Annotated in this window: 18 protein-coding genes; 3 read left to right on the forward strand and 15 right to left on the reverse strand. The window is 67.8% G+C overall.

Translation table 11 applies throughout. The features are described from left to right. Positions 1–47: 47 nt before the first annotated feature. From trmB to ACFU7D_RS06510, 8 genes are all read right to left on the reverse strand, one after another. Positions 48–767: a tRNA (guanosine(46)-N7)-methyltransferase TrmB gene (trmB, locus tag ACFU7D_RS06475; protein WP_378864757.1), complete on the reverse strand. Its 720-nt coding sequence runs from the start codon at positions 765–767 to the stop codon at positions 48–50. 171 nt (positions 768–938) lie between these two features. Next, a complete protein-coding gene (gene tuf / locus ACFU7D_RS06480; RefSeq protein ID WP_091052360.1) occupies positions 939–2132 on the reverse strand; it encodes an elongation factor Tu in 1194 nt (397 codons plus the stop codon). 84 nt (positions 2133–2216) lie between these two features. After that, positions 2217–4280: an elongation factor G gene (gene fusA / locus ACFU7D_RS06485; RefSeq protein WP_378724884.1), complete on the reverse strand. Its 2064-nt coding sequence runs from the start codon at positions 4278–4280 to the stop codon at positions 2217–2219. A gap of 134 nt (positions 4281–4414) precedes the next feature. Next, a complete protein-coding gene (gene rpsG / locus ACFU7D_RS06490; protein WP_378724819.1) occupies positions 4415–4885 on the reverse strand; it encodes a 30S ribosomal protein S7 in 471 nt (156 codons plus the stop codon). A gap of 1 nt (position 4886) precedes the next feature. Then, positions 4887–5258, reverse strand: coding sequence for a 30S ribosomal protein S12 (gene rpsL, locus ACFU7D_RS06495; protein WP_091052356.1), 372 nt, complete (start codon positions 5256–5258; stop codon positions 4887–4889). A gap of 264 nt (positions 5259–5522) precedes the next feature. After that, complete coding sequence (locus tag ACFU7D_RS06500; RefSeq protein WP_378864761.1) at positions 5523–6773, reverse strand: MFS transporter; 1251 nt, start codon at positions 6771–6773, stop codon at positions 5523–5525. Continuing rightward, a complete protein-coding gene (locus ACFU7D_RS06505) occupies positions 6770–7231 on the reverse strand; it encodes a MarR family winged helix-turn-helix transcriptional regulator (protein WP_378864764.1) in 462 nt (153 codons plus the stop codon). Before ACFU7D_RS06505 ends, ACFU7D_RS06500 begins: the two co-directional genes overlap by 4 nt. A gap of 77 nt (positions 7232–7308) precedes the next feature. After that, on the reverse strand, positions 7309–7458 hold the full coding sequence (locus tag ACFU7D_RS06510) for a DUF1059 domain-containing protein (protein WP_091052351.1): 150 nt from the start codon (positions 7456–7458) through the stop codon (positions 7309–7311). 71 nt (positions 7459–7529) lie between these two features. Between ACFU7D_RS06510 and ACFU7D_RS06515 the strand changes: the two genes are divergently transcribed. Further along, the gene (locus tag ACFU7D_RS06515; protein ID WP_378864767.1) at positions 7530–7916 is read left to right on the forward strand and encodes a DUF2530 domain-containing protein; all 387 of its coding nucleotides are present in this window, start codon (positions 7530–7532) and stop codon (positions 7914–7916) included. On the opposite strand, the gene ACFU7D_RS06520 is transcribed toward ACFU7D_RS06515, so the two are convergent. The 5 genes from ACFU7D_RS06520 to ACFU7D_RS06540 all read right to left on the reverse strand — a co-directional run bounded on the left by ACFU7D_RS06520 (position 7913) and on the right by ACFU7D_RS06540 (position 13564). Beyond that, complete coding sequence (locus tag ACFU7D_RS06520) at positions 7913–8707, reverse strand: DUF3027 domain-containing protein (RefSeq protein ID WP_378864774.1); 795 nt, start codon at positions 8705–8707, stop codon at positions 7913–7915. The genes ACFU7D_RS06515 and ACFU7D_RS06520 overlap by 4 nt on opposite strands. Positions 8708–8882: 175 nt before the next feature. Next, on the reverse strand, positions 8883–9434 hold the full coding sequence (locus ACFU7D_RS06525; RefSeq protein WP_084101379.1) for an ATP/GTP-binding protein: 552 nt from the start codon (positions 9432–9434) through the stop codon (positions 8883–8885). A gap of 40 nt (positions 9435–9474) precedes the next feature. Then, positions 9475–9825: a DUF742 domain-containing protein gene (locus ACFU7D_RS06530; protein WP_008360948.1), complete on the reverse strand. Its 351-nt coding sequence runs from the start codon at positions 9823–9825 to the stop codon at positions 9475–9477. Positions 9826–9851: 26 nt separating this feature from the next. Continuing rightward, positions 9852–10247: a roadblock/LC7 domain-containing protein gene (locus ACFU7D_RS06535; RefSeq protein WP_350660704.1), complete on the reverse strand. Its 396-nt coding sequence runs from the start codon at positions 10245–10247 to the stop codon at positions 9852–9854. After that, positions 10244–13564: a nitrate- and nitrite sensing domain-containing protein gene (locus ACFU7D_RS06540; RefSeq protein ID WP_378724812.1), complete on the reverse strand. Its 3321-nt coding sequence runs from the start codon at positions 13562–13564 to the stop codon at positions 10244–10246. The genes ACFU7D_RS06535 and ACFU7D_RS06540 overlap by 4 nt, the downstream gene beginning before the upstream one ends. A 461-nt stretch (positions 13565–14025) precedes the next feature. On the opposite strand from ACFU7D_RS06540, the gene ACFU7D_RS06545 reads away from it, so the two are divergent. Continuing rightward, positions 14026–14424: a cold-shock protein gene (locus ACFU7D_RS06545; protein ID WP_378724810.1), complete on the forward strand. Its 399-nt coding sequence runs from the start codon at positions 14026–14028 to the stop codon at positions 14422–14424. Here the strand turns inward: ACFU7D_RS06545 and ACFU7D_RS06550 are convergent. Together ACFU7D_RS06550 and ACFU7D_RS06555 are read right to left on the reverse strand one after the other, a co-directional pair. Next, complete coding sequence (locus tag ACFU7D_RS06550; protein WP_378724808.1) at positions 14421–15128, reverse strand: M50 family metallopeptidase; 708 nt, start codon at positions 15126–15128, stop codon at positions 14421–14423. The two genes, ACFU7D_RS06545 and ACFU7D_RS06550, sit on opposite strands and share 4 nt — an antisense overlap. After that, positions 15125–15967, reverse strand: a complete 843-nt coding sequence (locus ACFU7D_RS06555; protein WP_378864771.1) for an ExsB family transcriptional regulator — start codon at positions 15965–15967, stop codon at positions 15125–15127. The genes ACFU7D_RS06550 and ACFU7D_RS06555 overlap by 4 nt, the downstream gene beginning before the upstream one ends. Before the next feature lie 101 nt (positions 15968–16068). On the opposite strand from ACFU7D_RS06555, the gene lepB reads away from it, so the two are divergent. Beyond that, positions 16069–16833: a signal peptidase I gene (lepB, locus tag ACFU7D_RS06560; RefSeq protein WP_378724804.1), complete on the forward strand. Its 765-nt coding sequence runs from the start codon at positions 16069–16071 to the stop codon at positions 16831–16833. Positions 16834–16893 lie beyond the last annotated feature (60 nt).

Below are 16893 nucleotides of genomic sequence, written 5' to 3' on the forward strand. Positions count from 1 at the left end.
TTGGCGGTTCCGCGCCTACAGATCAGTCACGACACGGGTAGTTCGGATCAACGTCGGTAGAGCAGGTCGGTGATGACCCGGTCCTTGGCCAGTCCCTTGCGCTCGAACTTGGTCACCGGGCGCTCGTCCCAACGCTCGACGACACCACCGCTCAGCAGCGGCTCGGCGTCGAGGACCTCGACCATCTGCTCGGCGTACTCGACCCAGTCGGTCGCCAGCCGCCAGATCCCGCCGGGCGCGAGCCGCTCCGCGATCATCCGCGCGTTGGTGGGCGTCACCAGGCGCCGCTTGTGGTGGCGGGTCTTGTGCCACGGGTCGGGGAAGAACGTCCAGATCTCGCTGACCGACCCCGGGGTGAGGAGGTTCTCGAGCGTCCAGAGCGCATCGACGCTGCAGAACCGCACGTTCGTCGCACCCGCCGCGCCCACCCGGGCGAGGCTCTCCGCGACGCCGGGCCGCCATACCTCCAGCGCCAAGATGTCGTACGCCGGGCGTGCCGCCGCGAGCACGGCCGTGGCCTCCCCCACGCCTCCGCCGATGTCGACGATCAGAGGAGCCTTGCGACCGAACCAGCTCTCCAGGGAGAAGCCTGGCTCGTCGACTGCCTCGTCCGGGATCACCCACTCCTCGGCGTACGCGTCCCAGGCCTTCTGCTGCTTGGCGTCCAGACGGCTGCCTCGGCGGGTGTAGGTGAGGACCTCTCTTACCGTGCGGCCGTCTTCTAGCAGCTTCTGGTGGGGTCTTGCTGGGCGGATCGGGTCAGTCACTTTCTTACCTTGGTCTCGTGGCGCGCCGACGCGGCGCAATCCGGTCCTCGCTTCGCTCCGGTCCGTTTGCGCCGAGTCAGCGCTTACTTAAGCAGCAAGGAGCATCTGGTCCAACGCGAAAGGCCCCCTTCGCCTTGCGGCTCCGGGGACCTTCCACGTTGGATCAGACGATCACTTCGTGATCTTGGTGACGCGGCCCGCGCCGACGGTGCGACCGCCCTCACGGATAGCGAACTTCAGACCCTCGTCCATCGCGATGGGCTGGATGAGCTCGACCGACATCTCGGTGTTGTCACCCGGCATGACCATCTCGGTGCCCTCGGGGAGGGTCACAACGCCGGTCACGTCCGTGGTCCGGAAGTAGAACTGCGGACGGTAGTTGTTGAAGAACGGGGTGTGACGGCCACCCTCCTCCTTCGAGAGGATGTAGACAGAGCCCTCGAAGTTGGTGTGGGGGGTCGTGGTGCCCGGCTTGATGACAACCATGCCGCGCTCGACGTCCTCGCGCTTGGTGCCACGGAGGAGCAGACCGACGTTCTCACCGGCCTGGCCCTCGTCGAGCAGCTTGCGGAACATCTCGACACCGGTGACGGTGGTCTTCTGCGAACCCTCGCGGATGCCGACGATCTCGACCTCCTCGCCGACCTTGACGATGCCGCGCTCGATACGACCGGTGATGACGGTGCCACGACCGGTGATCGTGAAGACGTCCTCAACGGGCATCAGGAACGGCTTCTCGGTCTCACGAGCCGGGGTCGGGATGTAGTCGTCGACGGCCTGCATGAGCTCGGCGACGGAGTCCATCCACTTCTCCTCGCCCTGCAGGGCGGGGTAGGCGGCAACGCGCACGACCGGGATGTCGTCACCCGGGAACTCGTACTCGCTGAGGAGCTCGCGCACCTCCATCTCGACGAGCTCGATGAGCTCCTCGTCGTCGACCATGTCGCACTTGTTGAGCGCGACGACGATCGACGGCACGCCGACCTGGCGGGCCAGGAGCACGTGCTCCTTGGTCTGCGGCATCGGGCCGTCGGTGGCGGCGACCACGAGGATCGCGCCGTCCATCTGCGCGGCACCGGTGATCATGTTCTTGATGTAGTCCGCGTGACCCGGGCAGTCGACGTGAGCGTAGTGACGCGACTCGGTCTGGTACTCGATGTGCGCGATCGAGATCGTGATCCCGCGCTGGCGCTCCTCGGGGGCCTTGTCGATGTCCTCGAACGCGAACTCCGGGTTCAGGTCCGGGTACTTCGCGTGCAGCACCTTCGAGATCGCCGCGGTAAGGGTGGTCTTACCGTGGTCGATGTGACCGATGGTGCCGATGTTGACGTGCGGCTTCGTCCGCTCGAACTTCGCCTTAGCCACTGTGGGCTCCTCCTGGTGTGATTTTCTTACTGACTCGTACTGAAATGTGTTGCTGCCGAAGTCCCTGGACGGGCGACCCGAAGGTCACTCGCCACGGGCCTTCTTGATGATCTCGTCGGCGACGTTCGTGGGAACCTCGGCGTACGAGTCGAACTCCATCGAGTACGACGCCTGACCGCTGGTCTTGGACCGCAGGTCACCGACGTACCCGAACATCTCTGAGAGCGGGACGAGAGCCTGGACGACCATGTCGCCGTGGCGCTCCTCCTGCGAAGACACCTGGCCGCGGCGGGAGTTGATGTCGCCGATGACCGTGCCGAGGTAGGTGTCGGGGGTCGTCACCTCAACCGCGAACATCGGCTCCAGCAGAACGGCCTTCGCCATCCGCGCGGCCTCCTTGAAGGCCTGGTTGCCCGCGATCTTGAAGGCGAGCTCGGAGGAGTCGACGTCGTGGTAGGCGCCGTCCTCGAGCGAAACCTTCACATCGACCATGGGGAAGCCGGCGAGGATGCCGAACTCCATGGCGTCCTGAGCACCCTGGTCGACCGAAGGGATGTACTCCTTCGGCACGCGACCACCGGTGACGTTGTTGGCGAACTCGTAGCCCGCACCGAGACCGGTCTCCTCGTCGATGTTGGGCTCGACGGAGATGACGACCTTCGCGAACTGACCCGAACCACCGGTCTGCTTCTTGTGGGTGTAGCTGTGGTTCTGGACCTTCTTGCGAAGCGTCTCGCGGTAGGCGACCTGCGGCTTGCCGACGGTGGCCTCGACCTTGAACTCGCGCTTCATCCGGTCGACGAAGACCTCCAGGTGGAGCTCGCCCATACCGGCGATGATCGTCTGGCCGGTCTGCTCGTCGGACTTGACCGTGAAGGTCGGGTCCTCCTCGGTGAGACGCTGGATCGCGGTGCCGAGCTTCTGCTGGTCGCTCTTGGTCTTCGGCTCGATGGCGACCTCGATCACCGGGGCCGGGAAGCTCATCGACTCGAGGACCACCGGGTGGGTCGGGTCGCAGAGGGTGTGACCCGTCTTCGACTCCTTCAGACCCATGACCGCGACGATCTGGCCGGCGCCGACCGAGTTGATCTCCTCACGCTTGTTCGCGTGCATCTGGTAGATCTTGCCGATGCGCTCCTTGCGGCCGTTGATCGGGTTGACCACGGTCGCACCCGCCTCGACCTTGCCGGAGTAGACGCGCAGGTAGAACAGCTTGCCCAGGTGCGGGTCGGAGGCGATCTTGAAGACCAGGCCGGAGAACGGCTCGGTGTCGGAAGGCTTGCGAGTGACCTCGATCTCCTCGTCCTTGACGTCGTGGCCGATGATCGACTCGACATCGAGGGGCGAGGGCAGGTAGTCGACGACAGCGTCGAGCAGGGGCTGGACGCCCTTGTTCTTGAACGCGGTGCCGGTGAGGATCGGGTTGAGCTTGTCGGCCAGGGTCGCGCGACGGATGGCGGCCTTCAGGGTGGGCACGTCGAAGACGTCGCCCTCCTCGAGGTAGACCTCCATGATGTCGTCGTCGGCCTCGGCGAGGGTCTCGACCAGCTTCTCGCGGTATTCCGCGGCCTTGTCGGCGAGGTCGGCCGGGATCTCCTCGATCACGTAGTCCTCGCCCATCTCGGTCTCGCCGCGCCAGACCTTGGCGTGCATCTCGACCAGGTCGACGACACCGATGAAGTCGGACTCGGCACCGATCGGCAGCTGCAGCACCAGCGGGGTGGCGTGCAGCTTGTCGACGATGGAGTCGACGACCATGTAGAAGTCGGCACCGGTGCGGTCGAGCTTGTTGACGAAGCACATCCGCGGGACGGCGTACTTGTTCGCCTGACGCCACACGGTCTGCGACTGCGGCTCGACACCGGCGACACCGTCGAAGACGGCGACGGCGCCGTCGAGGACGCGCAGCGAGCGCTCGACCTCAACGGTGAAGTCGACGTGCCCGGGGGTGTCGATGATGTTGATCTGGTGGTCCTTCCACCAGCAGGTCGTCGCGGCGGACGTGATGGTGATGCCGCGCTCCTGCTCCTGCTCCATCCAGTCCATCGTGGCAGCGCCGTCGTGGACCTCACCGATCTTGTAGGAGATACCGGTGTAGAACAGGATGCGCTCGGTGGTGGTGGTCTTACCAGCATCGATGTGCGCCATGATGCCGATGTTGCGGACCACATTGAGGTCCGTGGTGATGTCGACGGCCACTGTCTTCAGCGTTCCTTAAAGAGATTGTCTTCGGTCTGGATGGGCGGGGTGTCCACATTGTGCGGCAGACACCCCGCCGTACGTCACCAGCGGTAGTGCGCGAAGGCCTTGTTGGACTCGGCCATCTTGTGGGTGTCCTCACGCTTCTTCACAGCGGCGCCGAGGCCGTTGCTCGCGTCGAGGATCTCGTTCATGAGGCGCTCGGCCATCGTCTTCTCACGACGGTCCTGGGCGTAACCGACGAGCCAGCGCAGCGCGAGCGTGGTGCCACGCGTGCCCTTGACCTCGATCGGGACCTGGTAGGTCGCGCCACCGACGCGGCGGGACTTGACCTCGATGGCCGGCTTCACGTTGTCCATGGCGCGCTTGAGCGTGACCACGGGGTCGGTGCCGGTCTTCTCGCGGCAGCCCTCGAGCGCGGAGTAGACGATGCGCTGAGCGACCTGCTTCTTGCCGTCCTGGAGGACCTTGCTGACGAGCTGGGTTACGAGCTGCGAGCCGTAGACGGGGTCGACGACGAGCGGACGCTTGGGAGCGGGACCCTTACGAGGCATGTCACTTCTCCTTCTTCGCGCCGTAGCGCGAACGGGCCTGCTTGCGGTTCTTGACACCCTGGGTGTCGAGCGTGCCGCGGATGATCTTGTAACGCACACCGGGGAGGTCCTTCACACGACCGCCGCGGACGAGCACGATCGAGTGCTCCTGAAGGTTGTGGCCCACACCCGGGATGTAAGCGGTGACCTCGACGCCGGAGGAGAGGCGCACGCGGGCGACCTTCCGGAGGGCGGAGTTCGGCTTCTTCGGGGTGGTGGTGTAGACGCGCGTGCAGACGCCACGGCGCTGCGGCGATCCCTTGAGGGCAGGCGTCTTCGACTTCGTCGCCTTGTCCTCGCGGCCCTTGCGGACCAGCTGGTTAATGGTGGGCACCTTGGTGGTTCCCCTTCTTTTCTGCTCTCACTACGCGGCGCTCTGCCGCGAAGGATCCAATGTTTGTGCGTCCAGGTGGTGCGATACCAACTGGTCCCGCCTCGCCCCCGAGGTCGGGCGTGTCGCCCTTACCTCAACAGCACGAAGACGGATCTTTCGAACCGAGTTCCCACTTGAGGGCGCCGAACCCGGGTCCGAGACCCATTTCTCGAACTTGTTCCGAGCACGCGCGACGGCCTGGTTGTCCCAGACACGCTTCAGAGGCTACCCGGCGGCTTGAGAGGGGGTCAAAACGGCCCGGATACCACCTCTGAGTGCGGCGAGGAGCAGCACCCCCGCAAGCGTACCCACCAGCACCAGAGCGCCACTGCCGTAGAGGGTCGCGCGGGCACCGAAGTGCTCGCCGACGAAGCCGATGAGCGGGGCACCCAGCGGGGTGCCGCCCATCAGGACGGTCATGTAGATCGCCATCACCCGGCCGCGGAACTCCGGGGCCGCCTCGGTCTGCATGGTGGCGTTGCAGGCGTTGAGGGTCGTGATCGTGAAGAAGCCGAGCACCGGCGCGACCAGGGCGAAGAGTGCGTACGTCGGCATCAGCCCGGACACGATGACGGTGAGGCCGAACCCGGTCGCCGCCAGCACGATCAGCTTGAGCGGGATCCGGGTGCGGCGGGCGCCGAGCAGGGCGCCGGAGAGCGATCCGATCGCCAGGACGGTGCCGAGCAGGCCGTACTCGCTGGCGCCCTTGCCGAACTCCTCGGTCGCCATCAGCGCCGAGGTGATCGGGAAGTTCGCCCCGAAGGTGCCGACGAAGAAGATGATCACGAGGACCATCAGCATCTTGGGCTGCGTACGGATGTAGCCGATGCCCTCGCGCAGCATCCCGCTCCGCCGGGCGACGGGGTCGGGCGAGTGCAGCTCGGCGATGTTCATCCGTTGCAGCTGGCCGATCACGGCGAGGTAGGAGACGGCGTTGATGAGGATCACCCAGCCGGTCGCCTCGGGGCCGCTCCCCAGCGAGCCGATGAGCAGCCCGGCCAGTGCCGGCCCGATCAGTCGGGCGAGGTTGAACGAGGCCGAGTTCAGGCCGACGGCGTTGGTGAGGTCGTCGGGGTGGACCATCTCCGAGACGAACGACTGCCTGCCCGGGCCGTCGAAGGCGGCACCGGTGCCGAAGAGGAACGCGATCACGTAGACCATCCACACCTCGGCGTGGCCGCTCACCGCCAGCACACCGAGAAGCAACGACATCAGGGCCATCCAGCCCTGGGCCACCTGCAGCAGACGGCGCTTCGGGAAGCGGTCGGCGATGACCCCGGCGTAGGGGCTGAGCAGAAGGATGGGCAGGAACTGCAGGCCGGTGGTGATACCGAGTGCCGCTCCCCCGCCGCCAAGACTCAGGACCAACCAGTCCTGGGCGATGCGTTGCATCCAGGTGCCGACGTTGGAAACGACACTGCCGGCTAGGTAGAGGCGGTAGTTGTGGCTGCGCAGGGAACGGAACGTGGGACTCAACTGGTGGCTATTCTCTCCATGATCGAAGCGGCTGTGCGGAGGGCGGCGAGCTCGTCCGCATCGAGGTCGACGAGCTGCTGGGCGAGCCAGGCGTCCCGGCTGAGCCGGTCCTTGCGTACGGTCCGGCGGCCCTTGTCGGTGATCGAGACCAGCACCTGGCGGCGGTCGGTCTCACCCTGGCGGCGGACGACGAAGCCGCCCTCCTCGAGGAAGTTGACCATCCTGGTCATGCTCGGCGGCTGCACGCGCTCGCGCCCGGCGAGGGCGCCGAGGGTCATCTCGTCGTTGGCGTACAGCGCCCCGAGCACCGCCATCGACCCCAGCGAGAGGTCGTTGTCGGGGTGGCGCTCGTTGGCCAGGCGGCGACGCATCCGCATGACAGAGGTGCGCAGCACCGACGCGACCTCGGGGATGTCGGAGGCCGCGTCGGGCGCGGAAGCGGGATGTCCGGTAGGCATGTAGGTAAGCATAACTGCTTACCGGCGCTAACTATTCCGGCAAGAGACGGCGCCCGGGTGAGGGCGCCGTCACAGGGTCAGGACATCGCGGCGAGCATCAGGATGTCGTCGCGGCTGTAGGTGCGGCCGGGGTGAGCCTCCGCGAGGTGCTCCTGCACCTTCTCGACCAGCTCGTCGTCGGTCTCGGTGCGGAAGTTGGTGCCACAGGGGCAGCGGAGCGAAGCCATCGGGGACCTCCAAAGTCGTCAGCGTTCCTCACCACCCTACCGGCTGGCGGCGACCCATAAGATGAGGTCCCATGAGCGACCAGTACCGCGACGACGACTATTCCGGCACCTACCCGGAGCAGCAGTACGACGGGTACGACGGCGACTACTACACCGAAGACGGCGGCTACCCCCAGGACTACGGCTACGACGAGCCGCCTGCCGAGGAGCCGGTCCAGGCCGCTCCGGAGCCGAAGATCGAGCTCGTCGACCAGGACGGCATCCGCGCCTTCGAGCTCGCCACCCTCGGCTGGCTGGTCGGGTTCGTGGCCCTGCTCCCCTTCTGGGGCCTGCTCAACGACCGCGGCTGGACCTGGTGGATCTGGACCTGCCTGGCCGCCTTCGGCATCGGCGCGATCGGCATCGAGCTGACCCGCCGCCGCAAGGCCCGCCGGCTACGCGCCGAGGGCCTCGACTAGAAGCCCTCGACGTCGACGCTGATCGTGTCGAAGACCGGGTCCGGCAGCGGCTGCGGCTCGTGCTTCTTCGCCAGCCGCACCTCCGAGTGCGCACCGCACCCGTGGTTGAGGCTGACCACCTTGCCGTCGTCGTTGGCGTCGCCGTTGGCGCAGACACCGAAGCTCGTGGCCAGGTGACCGGTCAGCCGGACCAGGAAGCCGCAGCTGTGGCACTGGTCGGGGGCTGCCTGCGCGAGCGGCGCGTCGGGGCCGCCGTCACCGGCGTACCACCGCTCGGCGGCGGCGTCGAAGCCGGAGGTGGACAAGGTCCGGACACGGCCGAGGCCGAGGTCCTTGGCGACCTCACGCACCTGAGCCTTCTCGTCGGCGTCGAGCGGGTCGTCGCCGAAGGCGTACGTCGGGACCAGGCGCGCGTCGTCGTCCTCGACCGGGAGCAGATCACCGGGCGAGAGGTCGCCCGGCTTGATCCGTTCGCGGTAGGGCACCCAGGCCGGCGCAACGATGGCGGCGTCTCCGGGGACGAGGACGACCTCGTTGACGGTCAGCTCGGTCTTGTCACCGAGGACGGGGACGTAGACGACCGTGACCGACCAGTGCCAGCCGACGTAGCCCTTGCGGCTGCAGGCGAACAGGTGGGTCACGACGCCCGGGCCAGCACCCTTCTCGACCACATGGCCGAGATGTTCTCCGACGTCACCGGCTGGCACGTCGGACAGGAGCGCGGCGCGGGCCTCGTCGACGGCAGCGACGGCCGTCGCATCGGCGTACGGGGTCGTGATCACGGACCACATCTTCACCCACATGCGCCTCAGGTGCCACTTCGGGGTCACCTTGCGCCACCACAACCTGAACTTCCGCACAACGCGTGATCCTCCCAGACGTACGCCTCTACTGCACAGTCACGGCCTCTCATGAACGGCCAACACCCGCCGGAGCGTGGCTGCGGCGGGTGTTGGTGACGCTTTGCTACTGAAGAGCGCGCGTCGAGACCATGGAGAGGACGTACTCGACGAGCGAGATCAGCGTCGCCTTGGTCGACTGGCGGTCGCGAGCGTCACAGGTGACGATCGGGATGTCCGGGCGCAGAGCCAGGGCCTCGCGGATCTGCTCCGGCTTGTAGGCCTGGTTGGCGCCGAAGACGTTGTGGGCCACGACGAACGGCACGTTGCGGGACTCGAAGTAGTCGATCGCGCCGAAGGAGTCGGCGAGGCGACGGGTGTCGATGAGCACCACAGCGCCGATGGCGCCCTGGGTCAGGTCGTCCCACATGAACCAGAATCGGTTCTGACCGGGCGTGCCGAACAGGTAGAGGATCAGGTCGGAGTCGAGGGAGACTCGACCGAAGTCCATCGCGACCGTGGTCGTCTTCTTGTTGGGCACGGCGGAGAGGTCGTCGACGCCGGCGGTCGCCTGCGTCATCACGGCCTCGGTCGTCAGGGGGACGATCTCCGAGACGGAGCCCACGAAGGTCGTCTTACCGACGCCGAACCCTCCGGCGATGACGATCTTCGCAGACATCGTCGCCTGCTTGGAGTCGGTGGTCACTGCATTACTCCTGTCAAAGCTTCCTCAGGCCGGACAGCACGCGCTCGAGGAGAGCGGTGTCCGGGGCGTCCGGGACCTTGCTGGCGTGCACCTGCACCACGCCGCGCTCCGCAAGGTCACCGATCAGGACTCGGGCGACACCCAGGGGCACCCGGATGAGCGCCGCAACCTCAGCGACGGAACGGCTTTCGCGGCAGAGCTCCGCGATCGTCCGCTCCTCCGGCGACCGGACGTAGCCATCGATCACGTAACGGTCGGTGATCACCAGGGCTTCCATCGGGAAGACGCGCTTGGGTTGCGTGCGGCCACGGGTCAGGGCATACGGCCTGACCAGCGGCGGCGGTTCGGATGCGTGGTTGCTCACGATCTCGGTCCTAAGGTCGGGCGCGGTCAGGCGCCAGTTCTGGTATCGGGGGTGAGGGCGCTGGCAACACGCGAGATCAACAGCTGCATCTGGTAGCCAACCTGTCCCAGATCGCAGTCGGGGGCGGCGAGGGCAGCAAGGCTGGAACCCTCACCAACCGCCATGAGGACCAGATAGCCACCGTCCATCTCGATGACCATCTGCTGGACATTACCCGCCGCGAAGCACCGAGCTGCTCCTTGGGTAAGACTGGTGAGACCGGAGGCGATCGCCGAGAGCTGGTCGGCCCGGTCCGGGGGGAAGTCGACGGAGCTGGCCATCGGCATGCCATCAGCCGACACCAAGATCGCGTGAGCGATGTCAGGGGTGCGCTGGGTCAGGCTGTCGACAAGCCAGTCCAGTCCTGCGGGGGCCGTTGTCACTGCTGCTCCTCACCTTCGGGGTTGCTTTCCGCATCAGCGGGGTTGTTGCGGGCGCGGCTGACGCCCTTCTGGAAGCTGGACATGCCACGGGTGCGGCGCGCGTCCATGTTACGCGGACCTGATGACGGTGGTGTGACCGCAGGTGCCGCACCTGGGATCAGGTTCTGACCCGGGACACGGACCGGGAGACCACCCTGGGTGATCGTCGCCGGCTCCTGCTCCTGCAGGTGCTCCAGCTCCTGCGCACGGCGCCAGCCCTCGTCGCCCGGCGAGGACCAGCTCACCGGCGTGGTCGGCTCGTCGTCCTGAGGGGCCGGCGGCTCGCCGAGCGGGTCGCCCACGGGGGCGCCCACGGGGGCGGCCGCCGGACGGGCCTCGTCGACGTCGGGACCCGGGCCGGCCTTGGCGGCGGGGGCGATCGGGTCGCTGAGCGGGTCGCCCTTGGACTCCATCGCCCGGCGCGCACCGAGCGGGCGACGACGGGTGAACCACTCGGACTGCAGGTCGTCGAAGATCGAGCTGCCCTCGTCATCGAGGATCGGAACCTCGGTGGTCGAGTCGAGCGGGTTCGGCGAGTTGGTCGGCTCCGGAGCCATCGGGCCCATCGGGGCGATCGCGTCACCGGCGGGACCGAACGGGTCGTCGTCGGGGCCGAAGCCCGGCGGCGGCGTACGCGGCACGGTGCGCTCGTTGGGGCGCTCGAAGGTGCGGAACGCGCCGGTGTCGGTGCCGAACGGGCTGCCGCCCTGGATGCCCGGGTCGCGACGCGGCAGCTCGCCGGTCTCGGTGCTCGGGTCGAAGCGACCGTCGGGGAAGCGCGCGGCCAGGTCTTCGGCCTTGCGGACCGGCAGCATGTTGGACAGGAAGTTCTGCTGCTGGCCGCTGGGGCTCTGCTGCGGGGCCGGCGGCTGGTTGGCGCCGAACGGGTCGCCACCGAACGGGTCTCCCCCGTACTGCGGCTGGCCACCGCTGAACTGCTGCGGCTGCGCCGGGAAGCTGCCCGTGCGCGCGCCCGGACCCTCGAAGCCCGGATCGCCCGGCATCGGCGGAACACCACCGTATGAGGGCTGCTGGCCCGTCTGCGGCCCGCTCTGGCCGAAGCCGTTGTGCTGGCCGGAGAGGCCGTTGGCAGGCTGCTGCGAGAAGGCCGACCCACCACCACCGGAGAGGTTGGGGTGGTTGGAGGCGCCGGGCGTACGGCTCGGCAGCGCCGGTGGCGCTGCGGCGGAGGCCACAGGCGCCTCGGGCGCCGGAAGGGCGCCGACCGGCACGTCGTAGGGGTTGCCACCGGCGTACGGCTGGGCGTCGTAGGCGGGCATCCCGTACTGCATCTCGTAGGGGAGCTCGCCCGTGGTCGGGTAGGCGCCGGTCTGCTGGCCGTAGCCGCCCTGCTGGAAGGCGTAGGCGTCGAAGCCCTGCTGCTGGCCGGACGGGGTCTCAGCGTGAGCGCCGACGATCGTGGTGACCGGCATCTCGACACGCGCGACCACACCGCGGGGGCGGTTGGGAACGAGCTCGATGTAGAGGCCGTGACGCGCCGCCAGGCGCGCGACCACGACCAGGCCCATCATCCGGGCGACGTCGGCGTCGAGGCCGGTCGCACGGCGCAGCTTCATGTTGGCCGCGTCGAGCTCCTCCGGCGTCATGCCGATACCGAGGTCCTCGATCTCGACCAGCAGCGGCGCGGCGGGGCCGGCGCGGAAGGTGCGGATCGTGACCGCGGTGTCGGGCGGGGAGAAGTTGGTGGCGTTCTCGATCAGCTCCGCGAGCAGGTGCACGAGGTCACCCGCGATCGCGCCCTCGAACTCGGCGTTCTCGTCGGAGTCGATGTCGACCCGGGCGAACTGCTCGATCTCGGAGGCGGCGGCACGGAGCACGTCGAGGACCGGGACCGGACCACGAGCCGCGTGGCCGATCTCGCCGCCGGCGAGGACCAGGAGGGACTCGTCGTTACGGCGCATTCGGGTGGCGAGGTGGTCCAGGCGGAACAGGTTCGCGAGGTCGTCGGGGTCCTGCTCGTTGGCCTCGAGCTGGTCGATGAGCTGGAGCTGACGCTCGACGAGGCTCTGCGAACGGCGGGAGAGGTTCATGAACATCTTGTCGACGTTCGTTCGCAGCTCTGCCTGCTCACCGGCCAGCCGGATCGCCTCGACGTGGACCGCGTCGAACGCGTCCGCGACGTCACCGATCTCGTCTCGGCGCGCGATGTCCAGAGGCTCCACATGCGTATCCACCGGGCCTTCGGCCTGGTTCATGTAGGCGACTCGCTCCGGCAGGTCGTGGTTGGCCAGGTTGTAGGCCAGACGACGCAGCTGGCTCAGCGGCGAGAGGATCGAGCGGGCCGCGACCAGGCCGACGGCGAGGGCGAAGATGAGGACGAAGAGAACGACCAGACCGATGCCGACCGCGTCGCGGGTCGAGTCGGTCTTGATGTCACCGACATCGTCACTGATCTCCTGCGCGGTCGCGACGATCATCTTCTGCAGACCACGGATGAACTCCGTGCTGGCGCCGGTGTACTGGTCCGGGGTCATCTTGACCCGGTCCATGCTGCCGCTGGAGATGACCTGGTTGACGACCCGGTGCGCCGGGGCCCCGACCGAACCCTGATCGGTGGTCTCGTTGGTCAGCTCGTCGAGCTGCTGGCGGATCTCGTCGGACGTCTTCTCGTAGTAGTCCGCGGTCGAGAGTCGCCACTTCGCCTCGGCGCGGGCGAGCTCGGCGAACTGCTCGTCGCTGAGGACGTCCGGGTTCGTCTCCCCCTTCGACTCTGCGATGGCCTTCTTGCTCAGCGCCTCCATCATGATCATGCGCTCGACACCCATGGCCTCGGAAGCCGGGCGCACGTTGCTGATCGCGGAGATCTTGGAGAAGACCTCGTCGTTCTCCAGGGTCGGCATCTGGGCCGAGATCCCGAAGAGGTTGTTCATCACCGTGGTGTAGGCCAGCTGCGCCTCGACCTGGGTGTCCTTCTCCTGGATCTGCGCGCGCAGATCGTCGATGCCGTTCAGCGCCTGCTGGATCTCGACGATGCTGTTCTCGAGGCCCTTGTCGTCGCCGGCGTCGATCTCCTTGGCCTTGGCGCTCCAGGCCGCGATCGACTCGTCGGTCGTCTGCTGCAGCGGCCGCATGACGACCTCGGGCACACCCGCGAGCGCACCATCACGCTCGAACAGGATGTTGATCGCGAGGTTGTAGGTGTCAGGCAGTGCCTGGGCGACGGTCTCGGCCTGGCGTGCTTGTGCCTGGGCGGTGAGGGCGCTCGAAATGCTCAACCCGCCGAACACCATCGCCGCGATGGTCGGGACGAGCAGCACGAAGATGAGGCGCGCTCGAATTCCCTGCCAGGGCTTACGTTCCGGACGGTGGGTTGTGCTTGCGTATGGCTCGGCCATTACTCCCTCTCGTGGCCATGTCACATCATTCCCGAGAGGCATGCGCCATCTGTGGCGCACACCCCAGTCCCCCGCCGCGAAGTCTGCTGGCACCCGGGCGTGCCTGTCTGCAGTCTTTGGCGACGTAAACTTACGTCATAACTGGTCTCGATTACCAATGGTGTACGAAATCATTTGCAAATCTATGGAGGGGTAGGCGGAGTATAGGCCCCACCTGCCCGAGGGACGAGACGGCGACCCATCCGTGGAGGCCGTCGATGCCGGAGCGGGGAATACCTCACGCGTCCCTGGGCGCTGAGGACTAGGCTCTCCCGCGTCGGCCGTCACAGTCGCCGGGCGACGTACGTTTGAAGCGCTGATGCGCGAGGAAGGGGCAAGCTGCCGTGCCTACTGGCAAGGTCAAGTGGTTCGACGCCACCAAGGGCTTCGGGTTTCTGTCGCAGGACGACGGTCCGGACGTGTACGTCCATGCCGACGCGCTCCCCGAGGGCGCTGCCAAGACCTTGAAGGCCGGCACCCGGGTGGAGTTCGGCATCGCCCAGGGGCGCCGCGGTGAGCAGGCGCTGTCGGTGACCGTGCTCGAGCGCTCCCCGTCCGTCTCCGGACGCCAGCGGGCCGCCAAGCGCCGCAACCCCGAGGAGATGGAGCTGATCGTCGAGAACGTCATCAAGCTCCTCGACGACATCCGCGACGGCTACGCCCAGGGCCGCCCGCCCACGCGCGAGCTGGCCAAGAAGGTCTCCCCCGCGCTGCGCCAGATCGCCGACGAGTTCGAGCTCTAGATCCAGCTCAGGTCGGGGATCAGGGTCTGCACGCCCACCACGAGCCCGGCGACGTTCACCGCCAGCAGGACGAGTATCCAGAGCACTGACGGGATGCCGGTCAGGCCGGCGAGCTGGTCGGGGTCGGAGCCGCGACGACCTCGCTCGCCGCGGCCGAGGAGCTCCAGGAGCGGCCTCGGCGAGGCGAGCAGGAGCAGCCAGGTGACCAGCGTGGCGACGATGGTCTGCAGGCGACCGTCGGCGTACCAGCTGATCGCGCCCAGCGCCGCGCCGAGCACCAGGACGACGACGAGGCCGTAGCCGTTGCGTACCCACAGCAGCAGCACGAGCATCGCCGCCACCAGGAGCCACAGCAGTCCCAGGGCATGACCCGCGGCGAGCATGGTCGCGCTGAACAGGCCGAGGAGCGCCGGGGCGAGGTAGCCGGCGGCGAGCATCGCCACCATCCCCGGTCCTGAGGGCTTGCCGCGCGAGAGGGTCACGCCCGAGGTGTCGGAGTGGAGCTTGATCCCGGCCAGGCGCCTGCCCACCAGGACCGCTACGACCGCGTGCCCGGCCTCGTGGACGACCGTGACGCCGAGGCGTACGGTGCGCCAGGTGCCACGCCACACGACCAGCACCAGGGCGACGAGCCCGGCGCCGATCAGCCACGGTGCTTCCGGAACTGTCTGGGTCGCGGTGATCGTCTCCCAGAACTCGATCACTTCGCCGCCTGGTTCATCGATCCGGAGCGGAAGCCCCGTGGGTCGATCTCCGCGGCGGGGAATCCTGCGTCTGTCACGGTCCTGAGCACCTCGTCGGCATGGTGGGGGTCGAGAGGCAGGAGGGTAGCCGACAGCTCCACCGTCGCCTTCTCCCCGTGGTCCCGCACGCGCAGGTCCACCCTGGCGGCGTCGTGGCCGCGGGCGGCCAGGACGCTGCGTACGCCCTGCTCTGCTCTCTCGACTCGCGCGAGGCGCCTCGGGGTGACCTCGAGGCCGTAGGCGATCCGGCTCGAGAGGCAGGCTGCGGCCGGCTTGTCCCAGGTCGGCAGCTCCCAGCGGCGCGAGGCCTCGCGGATCTGCGCCTTGGTCAGCCCGGCGTCCTTGAGCGGCGTGATCGCTCCGCGCTCGGCGGCCGCGCGGATACCGGGCCGGAGACCGTCGAGCCCCTCGATCGCGTCGTCGGCGTTGGTGCCGGTGGCCACGTGGACCAGGCCCTGCTCACGGGCCAGCGGCACGAGGGTGTCGAGCAGCTCCGCCTTGCAGAAGAAGCACCGGTCGGTGCCGTTGGCCCGGTAGCCCTCCCGCTCCATCTCGTGGGTCTGCGGGGTGATGAGGCGTACGCCGAGGCTTCTTGCGAACTCGGCGGCCGGGTCCCTCTCCGCGATCGGGAGACTGTGCGAGTAGCCGGTCGCGGCGGCGACGTTGTCGCTGCCCAGAGCCCTGGTCGCGGCCGCCAGGAGGAAGGCGCTGTCGGCGCCTCCGGAGAAGGCGACCAGCACGCTTCCCCGAGTCTTGAGATCCGCTTCGAGAGCGTTGAGCCGTTGGTCGAGGTCGGACACGCTCCGACCCTATCGGCGGGGTCCACGCGTGTTCGTGGATCGGCGCCGGTGAATTCTGGATAGCGTCCGGGCCCGACCGGTCCTCTGGATAGGGTCTCACCATGGGGGCAGAGCGGGAGGCGTCGGCAGGGTCGGGCCGACGGCAGCGGGGAGTTCTGGGGTCGCTCGCCGAGATCGCGATCATCGCGGTGACGGCGATCCTGCTCGCCGTCCTCATCAAGACGTTCCTCGCCCAGGCGTTCTACATCCCCTCGGAGTCGATGGAGCCCGGTCTGGAGGTCAACGACCGGGTGCTGGTGGAGAAGCCGTCCTACTGGATGGGCGGCACGCCCGAGCGCGGCGACATCGTCGTCTTCACCGATCCCGGCGGCTGGCTCTCCGCCAACCAGATCGCGCCTGCGCCGACCGGCTTCAGGGCCGTGCTCGCCAAGATCGGGCTCTACCCGACCGGCGACCACCTGGTGAAGCGGGTCATCGGAGTCGCGGGCGACACCGTGGAGTGCTGCGACTCGGGTCGCGTCGTCGTCAACGGCACGCCCTTGGACGAGTCCTCCTTCATCGCTCCCAACGACACCTGTGACGGCCCGATGGCGCAGGACAACGGGTCCTACGTCCAGGGCGGCTGCCGGGGCTGGAAGGCCGTCGTCCCGGAGGGCCGGCTCTTCGTGATGGGTGACAACCGTGCCAACTCCGCCGACTCGTCCTTCCATCTGTGCAGCCCCGAACGCCAGAAGTCGGGCGATGAGGCCTGCTCGAACGCGTTCGTGCCCGTCTCCGACGTCGTCGGCCGCGTCGCCGTCGTCTTCTGGCCCACCGACCGCTTCGGCGTCGAGCACCGCCCGGAGACCTTCGACTCCGTCGAATGACCTCGCCGAGGCGTCACGCGCGTCGGGCGGGGCGGGGCCGGGGGGGGCAGGCGGCCGCCC

Source organism: Nocardioides sp. NPDC057577, from assembly GCF_042801335.1.
GTDB lineage: Bacteria > Actinomycetota > Actinomycetes > Propionibacteriales > Nocardioidaceae > Nocardioides.

Coding starts and splice junctions, on each gene's coding strand:
- rpsG (WP_378724819.1), bottom strand. CDS start 4,885: ATGCCTCGTAAGGGTCCCGCTCCCAAGCGTCCGCTCGTCGTCGACCCC.
- ACFU7D_RS06515 (WP_378864767.1), top strand. CDS start 7,530: ATGAGCGACCAGTACCGCGACGACGACTATTCCGGCACCTACCCGGAG.
- ACFU7D_RS06505 (WP_378864764.1), bottom strand. CDS start 7,231: ATGCCTACCGGACATCCCGCTTCCGCGCCCGACGCGGCCTCCGACATC.
- ACFU7D_RS06510 (WP_091052351.1), bottom strand. CDS start 7,458: ATGGCTTCGCTCCGCTGCCCCTGTGGCACCAACTTCCGCACCGAGACC.
- fusA (WP_378724884.1), bottom strand. CDS start 4,280: ATGGCGCACATCGATGCTGGTAAGACCACCACCACCGAGCGCATCCTG.
- ACFU7D_RS06520 (WP_378864774.1), bottom strand. CDS start 8,707: ATGTGGTCCGTGATCACGACCCCGTACGCCGATGCGACGGCCGTCGCT.
- lepB (WP_378724804.1), top strand. CDS start 16,069: ATGGGGGCAGAGCGGGAGGCGTCGGCAGGGTCGGGCCGACGGCAGCGG.
- ACFU7D_RS06525 (WP_084101379.1), bottom strand. CDS start 9,434: ATGTCTGCGAAGATCGTCATCGCCGGAGGGTTCGGCGTCGGTAAGACG.